Annotated in this window: 16 protein-coding genes; 11 read left to right on the top strand and 5 right to left on the bottom strand. The window is 42.6% G+C overall.

Annotation, left to right across the window (positions count from 1 at the left end; all coding sequences use genetic code 11):
• Positions 1-13 precede the first annotated feature (13 nt).
• Entirely contained in the window at positions 14-793 is a 780-nt protein-coding gene (locus HXT32_RS04675) for an exonuclease domain-containing protein (RefSeq protein ID WP_033888658.1), read from the bottom strand.
• A gap of 278 nt (positions 794-1,071) precedes the next feature.
• Here HXT32_RS04675 and HXT32_RS04670 point away from each other — a divergent pair, with 278 nt between their 5' ends.
• The gene (locus HXT32_RS04670) at positions 1,072-1,620 is read left to right on the top strand and encodes a sigma-70 family RNA polymerase sigma factor (protein ID WP_033888659.1); all 549 of its coding nucleotides are present in this window, start codon (positions 1,072-1,074) and stop codon (positions 1,618-1,620) included.
• A 68-nt stretch (positions 1,621-1,688) separates the two neighbouring features.
• Here the strand turns inward: HXT32_RS04670 and HXT32_RS04665 are convergent, their stop codons facing one another.
• The 4 genes from HXT32_RS04665 to HXT32_RS04650 all read right to left on the bottom strand — a co-directional run bounded on the left by HXT32_RS04665 (position 1,689) and on the right by HXT32_RS04650 (position 4,793).
• On the bottom strand, positions 1,689-1,763 hold the full coding sequence (locus tag HXT32_RS04665) for a 50S ribosomal protein bL37 (RefSeq protein ID WP_369803150.1): 75 nt from the start codon (positions 1,761-1,763) through the stop codon (positions 1,689-1,691).
• Positions 1,764-1,900: 137 nt separating this feature from the next.
• The gene (gene ybaK / locus HXT32_RS04660) at positions 1,901-2,401 is read right to left on the bottom strand and encodes a Cys-tRNA(Pro) deacylase (protein ID WP_004105119.1); all 501 of its coding nucleotides are present in this window, start codon (positions 2,399-2,401) and stop codon (positions 1,901-1,903) included.
• Between the two features lie 168 nt (positions 2,402-2,569).
• Positions 2,570-3,625 carry a type I glyceraldehyde-3-phosphate dehydrogenase gene (gap, locus tag HXT32_RS04655; RefSeq protein WP_004573912.1) on the bottom strand — a complete coding sequence of 352 codons (1,056 nt, stop codon included), beginning with the start codon at positions 3,623-3,625 and terminating at the stop codon, positions 2,570-2,572.
• Positions 3,626-3,995: 370 nt separating this feature from the next.
• Complete coding sequence (locus HXT32_RS04650) at positions 3,996-4,793, bottom strand: thiamine diphosphokinase (RefSeq protein ID WP_033888660.1); 798 nt, start codon at positions 4,791-4,793, stop codon at positions 3,996-3,998.
• Positions 4,794-5,092: 299 nt separating this feature from the next.
• Here HXT32_RS04650 and asnB point away from each other — a divergent pair, with 299 nt between their 5' ends.
• The 10 genes from asnB (at position 5,093) to HXT32_RS04600 (ending at position 15,267) form a co-directional block, all read left to right on the top strand.
• Positions 5,093-6,979 (top strand): asparagine synthase (glutamine-hydrolyzing), encoded by a 1,887-nt coding sequence (gene asnB, locus HXT32_RS04645; protein ID WP_102703416.1) that lies wholly within the window; start codon positions 5,093-5,095, stop codon positions 6,977-6,979.
• Positions 6,980-7,208: 229 nt separating this feature from the next.
• Entirely contained in the window at positions 7,209-7,970 is a 762-nt protein-coding gene (gene infC, locus HXT32_RS04640; RefSeq protein WP_257994343.1) for a translation initiation factor IF-3, read from the top strand.
• A complete protein-coding gene (gene rpmI, locus HXT32_RS04635) occupies positions 7,951-8,145 on the top strand; it encodes a 50S ribosomal protein L35 (RefSeq protein WP_004128670.1) in 195 nt (64 codons plus the stop codon). The genes infC and rpmI overlap by 20 nt, the downstream gene beginning before the upstream one ends.
• A gap of 67 nt (positions 8,146-8,212) precedes the next feature.
• A complete protein-coding gene (gene rplT, locus HXT32_RS04630; RefSeq protein WP_004105106.1) occupies positions 8,213-8,596 on the top strand; it encodes a 50S ribosomal protein L20 in 384 nt (127 codons plus the stop codon).
• Between the two features lie 94 nt (positions 8,597-8,690).
• Positions 8,691-9,650 (top strand): site-specific tyrosine recombinase XerD, encoded by a 960-nt coding sequence (xerD, locus tag HXT32_RS04625; protein ID WP_102703467.1) that lies wholly within the window; start codon positions 8,691-8,693, stop codon positions 9,648-9,650.
• A 48-nt stretch (positions 9,651-9,698) separates the two neighbouring features.
• Positions 9,699-10,538 (top strand): ParA family protein, encoded by an 840-nt coding sequence (locus HXT32_RS04620; protein ID WP_076002697.1) that lies wholly within the window; start codon positions 9,699-9,701, stop codon positions 10,536-10,538.
• 192 nt (positions 10,539-10,730) lie between these two features.
• Positions 10,731-12,653, top strand: coding sequence for a translational GTPase TypA (typA, locus tag HXT32_RS04615; RefSeq protein WP_004110395.1), 1,923 nt, complete (start codon positions 10,731-10,733; stop codon positions 12,651-12,653).
• A 45-nt stretch (positions 12,654-12,698) separates the two neighbouring features.
• On the top strand, positions 12,699-13,106 hold the full coding sequence (locus tag HXT32_RS04610; protein WP_004110392.1) for a hypothetical protein: 408 nt from the start codon (positions 12,699-12,701) through the stop codon (positions 13,104-13,106).
• 83 nt (positions 13,107-13,189) lie between these two features.
• Positions 13,190-14,188, top strand: coding sequence for a prephenate dehydratase domain-containing protein (locus HXT32_RS04605; protein WP_422118921.1), 999 nt, complete (start codon positions 13,190-13,192; stop codon positions 14,186-14,188).
• Positions 14,182-15,267 carry a prephenate dehydrogenase gene (locus HXT32_RS04600; RefSeq protein ID WP_422118920.1) on the top strand — a complete coding sequence of 362 codons (1,086 nt, stop codon included), beginning with the start codon at positions 14,182-14,184 and terminating at the stop codon, positions 15,265-15,267. Before HXT32_RS04605 ends, HXT32_RS04600 begins: the two co-directional genes overlap by 7 nt.
• Positions 15,268-15,283 lie beyond the last annotated feature (16 nt).

Here is a 15,283-nt window from a genome sequence, read left to right as displayed (position 1 = left end):
TTCGCCAAATGTTTTATAGCCATGTTCCAGTAATAGGCTCACGTCCGTGAGATTGCAGCCATTGATTGAAGCTATCTCGCCAATTAATATAAGCTTCGCGCTGCCAATCCATCATAGTATTCAGCCTCATGCAACTTACTGACTCATATAGTTTGCTCATTGGAGCAATCAAATCAAGAGCTGCAACTGTGTCTGCTGTAGCATCGTGGAAATCTCCGATTGGTTCAACCCCGTAAAACTGAGATGTAATAGTGAGAGTACGCTTGCCGGATCTTCTAGAAACAGCCCTATCGATAACAAGAGGGTCAACAGTAAGAATGTCATTAGCGTTTAGTGCATGTATTGAACAAGTTGCGCGTTCTTCTAGCGCAGTAAGATGCCAATGCTTCAAGTCGTGACGTAACATTGCAATATCAAATGGAGCGTTATAAGCAAGTAGTGGAATATTCTTAGCTTGAGCCATGCTTACTGCACGTGCAAGGAATTCAAGTTCTTCTTCAGGCTCTCCGCCGTGTTCTTTGAGGTATTCATCTGTGAAACCATTTACTTCGCTTGCTTTAGGATTCATAGGCTGATGAGGGTTAATTAACCAAGTTGATACCACATCTCCAGTGTGAGCTAGTTCAGGATTGCGTAATACTAGAGTTGCAGAAACAATGGCATCTTTACCAATATTTGCACCTGTAGTTTCAGTGTCGAAACCAAGTAACCATGATTCAGCAAGTAATGTATTCTCATCTTGCTTAGGTGCTAAATCTAAAGCATTTAACAATTCTTGAATATGAGTTGGCATAGTCACAATACTACCGCAATGTCACGCAATGTCACACTATGCCGCGCTGCGTTATTGTGCTGCGATGTGTTATCATCTTGCGCTGCGTTGCACTATGTAGCACGATAAATCAGTAGCTATATGTGCAAAATGAAAGTATTATTGACTATATGAGTGAGCAAATCGAGAAGACAAATGTTATGTGCTCTAAAAGCGTAAGAGCTAAAAAACAAAGTGCAAAAAATTGTAATGCTCGCTTATTTAGTGATCGTTTAGTAAATACTAAGCAAAGTTCTGCAATGGAAAGTCGACGCAAAAGATTTGAACAACTTGTATCTACTTGCGTTGATCCTTTATACACCCAAGCTATGCGTCTTACGCAAAATGCGCAGGATGCGCAAGATTTAGTGCAAGATACTTTTGAGCGCGCTCTTAAATCTTTTGAAACTTTTCAGCCTGGCACAAATTTTGCTGCCTGGATTAACAGGATTGAACGAAATTTGTATTTTAATCAGTACACGAAAGCGAAACGAAGCCCTAAACGTGCTAATGATGAAACTGGTGACTACAATGATTGGGATATTTATGAGGCTTCTAATCATTGCGCAAAAGGAATGCTTTCTGCTGAACAAGAATATTTAGAAGGGTTTGCTCCACAAGAGATTATTGCTGCGCTTAGTAAGTTGCCGCCTGAGCGTAGAAAAGTTTTTATTGAAGTCGCTATTCGAGGTAAATCTTATAAACAAATTGCCCAAGAAGAAGGCGTAAAAATAGGAACTGTTATGAGCAGACTTAACCGCGCTCGCATGCAACTCAAACGTGAGCTTTCTGATTATTCTAGTGAATAAAAGTATGTTAAAACGAAAAAGCCCACGATTGACGTGGGCTTTACAGTATGTATAAGCGAATTTATAGTTTAAGCATTTGGTCTTTTACCATGATTCGCTGCTTTTTTACGACGCGCCTTGCGCTTGCGGCCACGCATACCCATAATGCACTCCTTAACGATTAATGAACAACCTTAGGGATTATCGCACGTTGCCAAGACGTTATATTTGCCAACGTACTAATCCCGTGCGAGTAATCACTTGTTGGTAGCAATATTTGCAGTAATAAAGCTTATGTTGCTTATGCTGCTATATCAGCTACAGTTGCGTTTAATAATGTTACGATATCTTGAGGATTAAGAACTACGTCCAATCCTCGTTTTCCTCCAGAAACAAGAATCTCATCAAATTGCATTACGCTACTATCTAGTACTGTTTCATGGTGCGTTTTTTGTCCGAATGGTGAAATTCCGCCAACTACGTAGCCGCTTTCTCGTTGCGCAACTTCTGGGCTTGTCATACTTGCTTTCTTTGCGTGTACGGCTCCTGCAATTGCTTTCATATTGAGACGTCCGTTTACTGGAACAATTCCAACCACTCGCTTTTCACCAGTGTCAACCATAAGAGTTTTGCAAACTTGAGCTGCGCTTACGCCTAGCTTCTCAGCAGCCTCAATTCCGTAGCCGTCGTCCATGTGATCAGCGTCATGCTCGTATTGCGCTATGCGGAAGGTGATGCCTGCGTTTTCGAGTTGCGCAATAGCAGGAGTTGCTTTTCCGGTTTCTGCATGTTTTTTACTCATTTTGTTACCGTGCCTTATACTCAGCCATCAAATTCTGTTACATGATATGCTATACCGACTGTTGACTTAACATATAAACCCCTTGTGTAGCTTAGAAAGCAGCACAAGGGGTTTTTGATATATTAAATATTCGCACAACCAGCTATTGCTGATTGATGCTTAGCGAAATCACTCGGAGATTTCAGCGAAGTAAAGAAGAGTGCGAATCATGTTGGAAGTGAAGCCGTACTCGTTGTCGTAGAAGGTAACGGTACGAGCCAAAGTTACACCGTCAACAGTGTTCACGTCGGTCTGAGTTGGATCGAAAACGCCACCGTGGGTGTCGCCGATGATGTCAGAAGACACGATGCTGTCTGCATTGTAACCGAAGTACTCGCAGTTTTCGAAAGCCTTCTTGAAAGCGTCGTTAATTTCTTCAGTGGTTGCTGGCTTCTCAAGAACAGTGGTCAACTCGGTAACAGAGCCGTCTGGAACCTGAATGCGCTGTGCGTGACCCTGGAGCTTGCCGTTAACTTCTGGCACAACCTTGCCGATTGCCTTAGCAGCGCCGGTGGAGTGCTCAATGGTGTTGCAAGCTGCGGAACGGTTATTGCGTGGCTTAGAGCCGCGTGGACCGTCGAGAATCATCTGAGTGCCGGTGTAGGCGTGAATTGTGGTCATGAAGCCGGACTTGATTCCCCAGTTGTCTTGAAGCAACTTCACCATTGCAGCCATGGAGTTGGTGGTGCAAGAACCAGCGGAAACAATGTTGTCAGAAGCCTTCAAGATTTCGTGATTAACGCCGAACACAACTGTTGGAGTGGTTTCATCCTTAGCAGGAGCAGAAATAAGAACCTTCTTAGCACCTGCGTTCAAGTGAGCCTGGGACTTTTCTGCAGAAGTGTAGAAACCGGTGCATTCGAGAACGAATTCAACGCCATCGTTCTTAACCCATGGAATGTTATTTGCGTCTTTTTCGGCGTAAACCTTATAAGTCTTGCCATCTACAACGATTGCGTCTTCGGTGGAGGTTACCTCAACTGGGGTGCCGTCATCGTGGCGGAATGTGCCGTGGGTGCTGTCATACTTGAGCAAGTAGGCGAGCATCGAAGGGGTGGTCAGATCGTTGATGGCTGCGACTTCGATGTCACCTGCTTGACCGCCGCGAGCTTGAAGCTCAAAAATACGACGGAATGCGAGACGACCGATGCGACCGAAACCATTAATACCAATCTTGACTGTCATGTGGTTCTCCCTTGAGTGAGACCTCGTGCGCAACGTTTTAAGCCGCGCTATTTTCGCGATGAAAACTCACGCATTTAGGTCATCGTTATTTGAATTAACGGTGTTCATTTTAGTGTGCGGTATGTACGAAGAGTTGTAATATAGCTCACTTTTATTGCAATAATGCATTGTGAGAACAGTGAGCGTTAACATGCTGTGTTTTATGAGTGTTTTTGTGAATTTTTTGATAGTTTCTAGTTGCGTTTTTGCATAACATTTTACGAATCAATATTGTTCAATTGAACAACGCATGTAATTTTAAAAAGAAAAAGGCTGACGAGTTTTCAAGTAAAAGATCCTCGTCAGCCATTTGTGCAAACTAAAGTTTGCGCTATTCGTTATACGTCATTGCTTCAGCAGCTGCAGTAGTCGAATATGTTGGAGTAGTCTCGCTTTCAAGAGGAACTGCTAATGCTTCCGATATAGAAGCATCAACTTCGCCTAAATCTCCAATTGGTCTTTTAAACCAGCTCACCTGTGGCAATGGAGCGTTAATAGGGAAGGTTACAATAAGTGTTCCTTCATGAACGTCAATATGAGCCGGCGTATCATTTAATAATTCGTTACTTAAACCTTGTACTGCATCTCCATGCATGGTTGCGTGTTTAAGCTGATACTTTAATCCAACTTCATTTACATCATTAGAAACTGGAGTATGAGAAAAAACGGAAACTATGCGCAAATCATTTCCAGATGATGCTGGAAAATCAAGAGATCCATCATGTATTGCTGTAACAATTTGACCGTCGCCGTACAAGAATCCAATTCCACCGCGACGCGCTAAACGAACCATAAGTTGAATATTAGAAATAGTATGGTCAACTCGACCACCTAATCCTCCGAAAATATGAAATTCTCGAGAGCCTTTAGCCCAACCGACTTTCAACGCAGAAAGTAAGTCCGGATCATCTTTTTCTGCAGGCAATCTAGTAATAACTGCATCAGTAGGGAGCTTTAATCTAACAGAGTCAAAATCGCCGATGAGCGCATCCACATGCAAACCTAATTTACATGCATGATCCCAGCCTCCATCAGCTGCAATTGTTAAAGCGCGATCTGGCACATGCTCACGCGTATGATCGTAATAATCTCCTGCTGCTAATACTACGCAGCGTTGCAAAGGTTCCATAGCAACATAATAACGCTGCATTTGTACTGATGACATACATTTATAACAAGAGTTTATAAGCGTAGTGTCAACCAACATTTGACTATGTTTTATGCCATTTTTTGGATTTGGTTTTAGCGTATTTTATTGTTTTTATTCCGGCAAATACAGGAATTTTTAGACTAATACTCGCTTAACATAAAGTGCTTGGTGTAATATTGCATGGCAAGTTAGATTTTCCAAGTTATTATGGATTTTCGTTAATTATTTGCTAGTAGACTAACGTAATGCTGTGTTGTATATTCTACGAGGAGAAATAAATGTGCGGAATTGCAGGGTTCATTAATGACACCCCAATTAACGTCAAAAGCCAAATTGTAAAAGATATGACAGATGTGATTGTGCATCGTGGTCCTGACGAGTATGGAACTATGATTGACGAACACGCAGCACTTGGTTTTCGTCGACTTAGCATTATAGATCTTCACGGTGGATCCCAACCTATGTACAACGAGGATGGGAATCTTGCAGTTACTTTTAATGGCGAGATTTATAACTACAAGCCACTTCGCGAAGAACTTATTAAAGCTGGTCACACTTTCCACACTGATTGCGATACAGAAGTATTAGTGCACGGATACGAAGAGTGGGGTAAAGGCTTACTTAATCGTTTACGCGGAATGTTTGCATTTGTTATTTGGAACAAGAGTACTCAAGAATTGTTTGGCGCTCGCGACCATTTCGGTATTAAGCCTTTTTATTATGCGCAAATGAACGGTACTTTTATGTACGGATCCGAAATTAAATCTTTACTGCGCCATCCAGATTTTAAGAAGGAACTTAACGAAAATGCGCTTAAGCCGTTTATGACATTCCAATATCCTGCAATTAACGAAACTTTCTTCAAAGGCGTTTTTAAGCTGCGTGAAGGTAATTGCTTTACGTATAAGAATGGCGAAATGAAGATTGAGCAATATTACGATCCTAATTTCAAAGAAACAAAGCAACGCTTGAATGAATTAGTTGATTCTATCGATAAAACAGTTTGTGATTCTGTTCAAGCTCACCAAATTGCGGATGTTGAAGTTGGTTCGTTCCTTTCTTCTGGAGTTGATTCAAGTTATGTTGCCGCTGTTGCGCGCCCTGAACACACATATTCTATTGGTTTTGCTGGTGGAAGATACAATGAATCCAAACAAGCAAGCGAATTGGCAAAAATTATTGGCTTAAACAATAAATCTGAAATTATTGACGCCGCTGACGCATTCCGTTATTTCCCACAAATTCAGTGGTATTTGGACGAACCTGATTCTAACTTCTCTTGCGTCCCATTATTCTTCCTTGCAAAATTAGCTTCGCAAGATTTACGCGTTGTGCTAAGCGGTGAGGGAGCAGATGAATTATTTGCAGGATACATTGATTATGGTGTTCATACGCGTTCTAAACTTATTAAAGTTGTGACTCGCATGCTTGCAAAGTTGCCAAAAAAGTTACGTTACGCGATTGGTCGAGCTGCAAAGGGTAAGCATTTCCATGGAGCGTGGCACTTGTACGCTAATTTAGCTCCAGCTGAGGAGCATTTTATCGGCCAATCAAAGGTCTTCAATGAGGAAGATGCTGTAAAACTTTTGAAGCCTGAGTATCGCAAGGGTCCTAGCGTTCGCAGCATTGTTGATGCTATTTACAATAGAATTGCTGGTAAGGGACTTTCTGAAGTGAAGAAAAAGCAATATCTTGATATGCATCAATGGATGCCAGGAGATATTTTGCTTAAGGCAGATAAAATGACTATGGCACATTCTTTGGAGCTTCGCGTGCCTTTGCTTGATCGCGTTCTTATGGATGTTGCAGAAAAAGTTCCTACTAAATATTTAATTACTGACGAAAATACGAAGTTTGCTTTCCGACAAGCTGCGTCCCGTCATTTGCCAAAAGCTTGGTATGACAGAGAAAAGCTTGGTTTCCCTGTGCCAGTTAAGGATTGGTTGCGTGAGGAACGTTTTTATAAGATTGTGCGTAAGACGTTTGAAAGTGACGATGCTGCTAAATTCTTCGATAGAGATGCTTTACTTCGTATGATTGACGATAATTATGCAAAGAAAAATGACGATCGTCGTAAGATTTGGACAGTTTACACATTCCTGACTTGGTATGATGTGTACTTTAATCATGATGGATTGAAGCCTGAGCCAATGCAGTTAGCGTAGAAATCGCATAGTTCTAGCTTTGATTTGTGGCAGTCAAAACACGTTTCGTGTGTTGACTGCTTTTTTGTCAAGGCTTCTAGTAGAATAGACATTCGGCTTGAGTAATCAAGAAAGTGGGATGTCCCCACCTGGAAGCCTGCTGTGGTTTCGGGTTCATGACTTCGGTCACGCAAGTTAGCTTCTTGTGCTGCTTGCTGCGCTGTTTGTAGCGTTTTATTGATATGAAGTAGTGAATCTTAAGCTCTTGGACTTCTTGGTGTATTGCATCTTACAAGTATTTAGAAGGATTGGAGTCATCATTAGCGACGAACCACGCATTAACGAGGAAATTCGAGTCCCTCAGGTGCGCCTTATTGGTCCAAAGGGCGAGCAAGTGGGAGTTATCGCAACCTCTGTCGCGTTAAACCTTGCAAGGGAAGCTAACCTCGATCTTGTCGAAGTTGCACCTACTGCTAAGCCTCCAGTAGCCAAGCTTATTGACTACGGTAAGTACAAGTACAACGAAAAGATTAAGGCTCGTGAAGCACGTCGTAATCAAACCGTCGCAGAGGTTAAGGAAATTCGTTTCCGCCTTAAGATCGACGATCACGATTTCGATGTGAAGAAAGGTCATGTGCTTCGTTTCTTGAACGGCGGAGACAAGGTAAAAGTAACTATTATGTTGCGTGGCCGTGAGCAATCTCGTCCGGTTGGTGGCGTTGAATTGTTGCGCCGACTTGCAGATGAGGTCTCTGAAAGTGGCACAGTAGAGTTTGCGCCAAAGCAAGAAGGTCGAAATATTATTATGACTCTTGCTCCAAAAGGCAAGAAAATTCATACACAGTCTGAGCAGCGTCGTCGTGGCGCTGAATCTCGCGCTGAGCGTCAAGCTCGTCAGGCTGCTCGTCTTGCAGCTAAGCAAGAAGTTCAGTCACAAGCTGCAGCTGCAGTAAATGCTATGCAATCCGATCAACATCACAAGGAGGGCAGCAATGCCGAAGATGAAAACTAATTCCGCAGCGTCCAAGCGCGTTCGTCTTACCGGTACCGGTAAGGTGATGCACGATGGTAGCGCCATGCGCCACAACTTGGAGCACAAGTCGGCTCGTAAGCGTCGTGCTCTTTCTGAAGATAAAGTATTGGCTACTGCGCAGAGCAAGAAGCTTAAGGGCTTGCTCGTTAAGTAAGTAACAAGTAAGAATTGCTTGTAAACGAATACGCAATCGAAAATTTTAAGAAAGCTGAGGAATACTTATGGCACGAGTAAAGCGCGCAGTAAACGCTCACAAGAAGCGTCGCGTTGTTCTTGAGAGGGCTTCTGGCTACCGCGGTCAGCGCTCCCGTCTTTATCGCAAGGCAAAGGAACAGCTGCTCCACTCATTTACTTATAACTTCCGCGACCGCAAGGCTCGCAAGGGTGATTTCCGCAAGTTGTGGATTCAGCGCATTAACGCAGCAGTTCGCGCTGAAGGCATCACTTACAATCGCTTCATTCAGGGCTTGCACTTGGCAGGCATCGAATTGGATCGTCGCGCTCTTGCTGAGCTCGCAGTTTCCGATATTGAAGCTTTCAAGGCTGTTGTCGAAGCTGCTAAGGCTGCATTGCCAGCTGATGTAAACGCTCCAGTTGAAGCCTGATTTTGCTTTAATAGAGTTCTATTTTAAGCCCACCAATTTAGGTGGGCTTTTTCTTTTAAATCAACAAATTTATTTATTAGCTATAATTATTTTTATGCGCTCAAATCTTGATTCTGACAATAGGAAAAATAATATTCCTGAAGAGTTTGCACTTCATATTCAACGCTTTATTGCGCATATTGATATTGAGCGTGGTCTTTCTAAAAAAACAGTATCTGCGTACGCTTCAGATTTGCAAGATTACACATGCTGGCTTTACGACGAACGAAAAATAAAAGATATTACTACTATTTCTCAATTAGATATTGAATCATACATTCGAACTTTGAATGAATTAGGGTTGGGAACTAGAACAGTTGCGCGTCGACTTGCAAGTATTCACGAATGGCACCGCTTTATGCTTGCTCATGGCGATATACAAGCTGACGTTTCAGCGCAAGTAAAAGCTCCAAAACAAGCCGAGTATTTGCCGGATGTTTTAAGTATTGAAGAGGTAAATAGAGTTATTGAAGCTGCTGGAAATTTTGGTAGCGAGGACGCTATTTCGATTAGAGATGCAGCTTTGCTAGAATTTTTGTACGCTACTGGAGCGCGAATTTCGGAAGCAGTTGGCGTAAAATTCGAAGATATTGATTTAAACGAATCTGTTGTAAAACTTACAGGTAAAGGCTCTAAGCAGCGTTTAGTCCCGATTGGTGGTTGTGCTGTTCGTGCTCTTCGTAACTATATGGAGAAATCTCGCCCAGAATTAACGTTAAAGGGCAAACGTGAATTGCACACAATTTTCTTAAATAAGAGAGGTAATGCACTTTCTCGCCAATCAGCATGGGCAATAGTAACGCAAGCTGGCGAGCGTGCAAAACTTGACAAACCATTGCATCCGCATACGCTGCGTCATTCTCTTGCCACGCATCTTATTGCAGGTGGTGCTGATGTGCGCACAGTTCAAGAGTTGCTTGGACATGCTTCAGTTACAACAACTCAAATTTATACGCATATTAGTCCCGACGCATTAGTTGAAGCTTACGTAATGAGCCATCCTCGAGCTAAATAATTTTATGCTCAGAGTTTCGTGAGTATACCTGTTGATAAAGTGGGGAACATGCCTACTGATTTACTTGGACGCGAATACGAAACTTTTCATGCACCAGAGCCGTTAGCTTCACACGGTCCTGCTCGCATTATTGCAATGTGCAACCAGAAAGGTGGAGTTGGTAAAACTACAAGCTCCATTAATATTGCTGGCGCACTAAGTCAGTATGGTCGTCGCGTTTTGATTGTTGATTTCGATCCGCAAGGTGCAGCAACAGTTGGACTTGGAATTAACGCAAATGCGCTTGATAATACAGTTTATACGGCATTATTTGATTCGTCTGTAGACGTTCACGACGTAATTCGTCATACTGAAACAGAAAATATTGATATTATTCCTGCAAATATTGATTTATCTGCAGCTGAAGTTCAGTTAGTAACCGAAGTAGGACGAGAGCAAATATTAGCAGGCGTATTGCGCAAAGTACGTGACGAATACGATGTTATTATAGTCGATTGCCAGCCTTCTCTCGGCTTGCTTACTGTAAATGCGTTAACAGCAGCTGATGGCGTGATTATTCCACTTGCTGCAGAATTCTTTGCTCTTCGAGGCGTTGCTCTTCTTATGCAATCAATTGAGAAGGTACAGTCTCGTATTAATCCAAATCTTAAAGTATTTGGAGTTCTTGTCACTATGTATACTCGCACGCTTCATAGTGAGGAAGTGTTGCAGCGCATTTATGAAGCTTTCCAAGATCGCGTTTTGCACTCTGTGATTTCGCGTTCTATTAAGCTGCCAGATTCTACAGTTGCTGCAGTTCCTATCACTATTTTTGCTCCTGAACACAAGACTGCAAAAGAGTACCGCGAAGTTGCGCGTGAGCTTATTGCTAAAGGTGTTGTTGCGTAAGTTCTTGTTGTTCTGCGTTAGTGTGGATTAAAAGCTGTCTGCGCTCACTAGTAAAATCGGTGCGGTTTGGCAGTTTACCTATTTGGGTGCTTGTCAATAATGTATATAGCTACTGTTTTTAGCTGATGTTTATAGCTTAAGCGGTTGCATGTTAATAATTACTTAAAACGCGAAGAATGGAAGAGGTTTGTGATGACTGTTCGCGGTGATATTCGAAATGTGGCAATTGTGGCGCACGTAGACCACGGTAAGACCACTCTGGTAAACGCCATGCTTCAGCAGTCGCACGTATTTTCTGAGCGTGAAGAAGTTCCAGATCGCGTTATGGATTCCAATGATTTGGAACGCGAAAAGGGCATTACTATTCTTGCTAAGAACACTGCTGTGCAGTACACAGGTCCATTAGCTGAAAAGTATGGTCATCCAGAAGGTATCACTATTAACGTTATTGATACTCCAGGTCACGCTGATTTCGGTGGTGAGGTCGAGCGTGGTATCTCTATGGTTGACGGCGTTGTTTTGTTGGTTGACGCTTCTGAAGGTCCTCTTCCACAGACTCGCTTTGTGCTTCGTAAAGCTTTGGAAGCTAAGCTTCCTGTTATTTTGTGCGTAAATAAGGTAGATCGTCCAGATGCTCGTATTGAAGAAGTTGTTGGCGAATCTACAGATTTGCTTCTTGGCTTGGCTCAGGATGTTGTCGAGGAAGGTATTGACCTCGATCTCGACGCTTTGCTTGATTTGCCAGTAATTTATTGCGCTGCTAAAGCTGGTTATGCTTCTGTTAATCAGCCTGAAAATGGTGGTTTGCCAGATAACGATAATTTGGAGCCATTGTTTGATTCTATTATTTCGAACATTCCAGCTCCTGAATACGAAGAAGGCGCTCCTCTTCAAGCTCATGTTGCAAACATTGATTCCTCTGACTTCTTGGGTCGTCTCGGTTTAGTGCGAATTTACAACGGAACTTTGGAAAAGGGCAAGACTTACGGTCTTTCTCGCGTCGACGGTTCCATTGAAAACTTCCGTGTTTCTGAGCTTCTTCGCACTCAAGGTTTGGAGCGCACTCCTGTAGCTTCTGCAGGTCCTGGCGACATTGTTGCTGTTGCTGGCGTAAACGACATTATGATTGGCGAAACTATCGTTGACCAAAACGATCCAAAGCCGCTTCCATTAATTCATGTCGACGATCCTGCAATTTCTATGACTTTCGGAGTAAACGATTCTCCTCTTGCCGGTACTGAAGGCAAAGATCATAAGCTTACTGCTCGTATGATTAAGGATCGTTTGGATCGCGAGCTTATTGGTAACGTTTCTATTAAGGTTATTCCAACTGAGCGTCCAGATGCTTGGGAAGTTCAAGGTCGTGGCGAGCTTGCTTTGGCTGTGCTAGCTGAGCAGATGCGTCGCGAAGGCTACGAGCTTACAGTTGGTCGTCCTCAGGTTGTTACCAAGACTATTGATGGTCAAATTAATGAGCCTATGGAAAGCACTACAATTGACGTCCCAGAAGAGTACATGGGTACCGTCACTCAGCTTATGGCTGATCGCAAGGGTCGCATGGATTCTATGAGCAACCACGGTTCTGGTTGGGTTCGTTTGCAATTTACTGTTCCTTCGCGTGGTCTTATCGGTTTCCGCACTGCTTTGCTTTCTGCTACTCGCGGAACTGGTATTGCAAGCTCTATTTCCGCCGGTTATGCTCCATGGGCTGGTCAGATTGTGACTCGTCAGAATGGTTCCATGGTTTGTGACCGCAAGGGTGTTGCAACTCCTTATGCTATGCAGCGTTTGCAAGCTCGTGGCGTATTCTTCGTTGATCCACAAAGCCCAGTTTACGAAGGACAAATCGTTGGTATTAACAACAAGCCAGACGAGTTGGATGTAAACATTACGCTTGCTAAGCACATGACTAACATGCGTTCTTCAACCGCTGATGTTCTCGAGACCTTGACTCCGCCAATCAAGATGAGCTTGGAAGAGTCTCTTGACTTTGCTAACGAAGACGAATGCGTGGAAGTTACGCCTGAAGCAATTCGCGTTCGCAAGATTATTTTGAGCCGTGACGAATGGTATAAGTGGCGTGCTAAGCAGCGTCGTCAGAACAATGCTGCGTGATGCATTCTCTAAAATACTATTTGTAAATTGAGGCGCTGATTTACTATGACAGCAAAACCGTGGTCGCATCGCTTACCTTTATGGGGTAGGTATGCGACCACGTGTGTTTCTTCTGCAATATGCGCACTAATTGGAACTTTTGTGCATCGCGCGGGAGCAATGAATAATTTGCCATATGGTTTTGTTGTTGCCATGATATTGCTCGCACTTTCTGCTTGGTGTTCCAGAGCTCGTAGTGGATGGTGGGGATTATTTGTTCACGCAGTAGTTTTTTCTGCTGTTGTATGGATTCTAGCGCTTGGTTTTATTGGTAGCGCAATTCTTGTTCCTGTAGGCTTTACTATTCCTATGCCTTGGTGTGTGAAATACGTTGGATATTTTTGGCTTTATGGCATTCTTATTGCCCACGCAATTTTGCTTTGTATGCCTCAGCGTTGGTTTGTTGTTGAATAGTGTTAAATAAGTAAAGAATTTACAGTAGTCTTTACAGTAGTTTTTATAATAGTTTTTACAATAGTTTTTTAAGGAAAATAGTCATGGATGGTAATAAGAACAGTCAGAGTGCCCACAAATTATGCTATTTAGGGCCGGAAGGTTCTTTTACTCATCAAGCATCTTTAAAAGTTCAACAGCAGTTACAATCATTTGATAATTTGCAACTTATTCCAACTGCTTGCGAGAATGTTCTTAGTATTGCTAGTGAAATTGAAGAGCATAACAATTGGGGTGTTATTGCGTGGGAAAACAATATTGAGGGCGTTGTAATACCTAATTTAGATTTACTCATTGATGCAAAGAATATGGTTGGTATTGCTCGCGTAGGAGTCGATATTAGTTTTGATGCTGTTGTTTGCAAGTCAGATTCAATTGACAACTGTTCTACAATTGTTGCTCATCCGCATGCGTTGGCACAATGCCGTAAGTTTGCTCAAGAGCGCGGATTGAAAGAAAAAACTGCGTCTTCAAACGCTGCTGCTTGCAGGGATTTAGTTCCTGGCGAAGTTGCTTTATGTCCTAGAATTTGTGCCGATTTATACAATAGGCAGATTGTGAGTGAAGCAGTTGAAGATTTTTCTGGCGCGCGAACTGAGTTTTTAGTGCTAGCTCCTCGAGATCAGGCTTTAGATTTTGTTAATGTGCAGCGAGAAAACTTTTCATCATTTTCCTCAATTATTGCGTTTATTCCGCGTTGCACAGGTGCTGGAGTGTTAGCAAATTTGCTTGACGTTGTGCGAGATCATGGGCTTAATATGACTTCTTTTATGTCTAGGCCGATTAAAGGGCAGGATGGTTTATACAGTTTTATTGCAACTGTTGATTCTGCTCCTTGGGATTCTATGTGTAAAGATATGATTCAAGAGGTTGTTGAGCACGGAGATTGGGTTCGAGTTTTAGCAGTGTATCCTTCTAATAAGCGCAATAATCCGGTGATGAACGATTGGATGTTGCCTAATGGGGGAGTGTGCGTGGAGCCTTCGGTTGATGCTTTGCGCAATTTGAACGTAATGCAGGCAGAAAGAGAATTATTATGGTAGACGATGCTGAATTTTCTCAAAATTTTTCTGTTGGTATTGTAGGTCTTGGTCTTATTGGTGGATCTCTTGCAAAAAGACTTGCAAAATTGTCGGAATGTAGAGTATACGCTTGGAATCGTCATCATGACCCATACGAAGAAGCTGAAAATTTAGGAATTGACTGCGTAGACAATGTGCAAGATCTAGCTAAACTTCGTCCAAACGTTCTGATTTTGTGCAATGCTTTGTTTGCTATGCCAAGTATTTTGCAGGAAATCGCACCTTATATTGACAAATCTCGCACAACTATTAGCGATGTTGGTAGCGTAAAAACTTTAGTTAGAAATCAGGTTGCTGCAGCAGGTTTGCAGGATTGCTACGTTGGTGCGCATCCGATGGCTGGAAGTGAGTTTACTGGTTGGAAAGCTTCTAGCGCTGAGCTTTTAAATGGTGCTTTGTGGGCTTTAACTGTTGATAACAACACAGAGTTTTGGCGAGTTAGCAGTGTTTTACGAATGATTGTTTCGCTATGCAAGAATCGTGCAATAGTTTTAGACGACGAAACGCACGATAATTCTGCAGCTCTTATTTCTCATATGCCTCATGTTGTTGCAACAGCTCTTGCAAACGTATTATGTGAACAATCTAATCGTGCTATTGCTTTACAACTATCTGCAGGTTCCTGGCGAGATATGACACGAGTTGCTCTTACTGATCCTCAACGCACTCGTGCTATGGTAAGTGAAAATCGGCATAATACTGCGAAATTATTGCGTTCCGTAATTTCTGAGCTAACTTTTGCTGCAAATATGTTAGATAATGATGTTGAAACCGCGGATGCTTTAGAGCAAGAGTTTTTTGCTAAAGCTCAATCTTGGAGAGAATATAAATACTTGCAGCGCAACTCGTCTAAAACTAGTATGCAACAAAGCGATGCTGCAAATAGCAGATTGTGGAAGTATGATTCTCAAATCAATTGGCAGCAGGAATTATTAGAATCCGCGCGCTTAGGAGAATCCATTGTTGAACTTTCCGGATTTAACATCAACGAATCTTCGCAACTGCTATTGCGCTCAGATGCTTCCTTGAGAAATGTGTAAAACTTGCTCCTTATCA

It is taken from the genome of Gardnerella sp. DNF00747 (assembly GCF_049262675.1).
In the GTDB taxonomy this organism is placed as follows: domain Bacteria; phylum Actinomycetota; class Actinomycetes; order Actinomycetales; family Bifidobacteriaceae; genus Bifidobacterium; species Bifidobacterium swidsinskii.
Note: the sequence above shows the minus strand (reverse complement) of the source record. Positions and strands in the feature narration are given on the sequence as shown.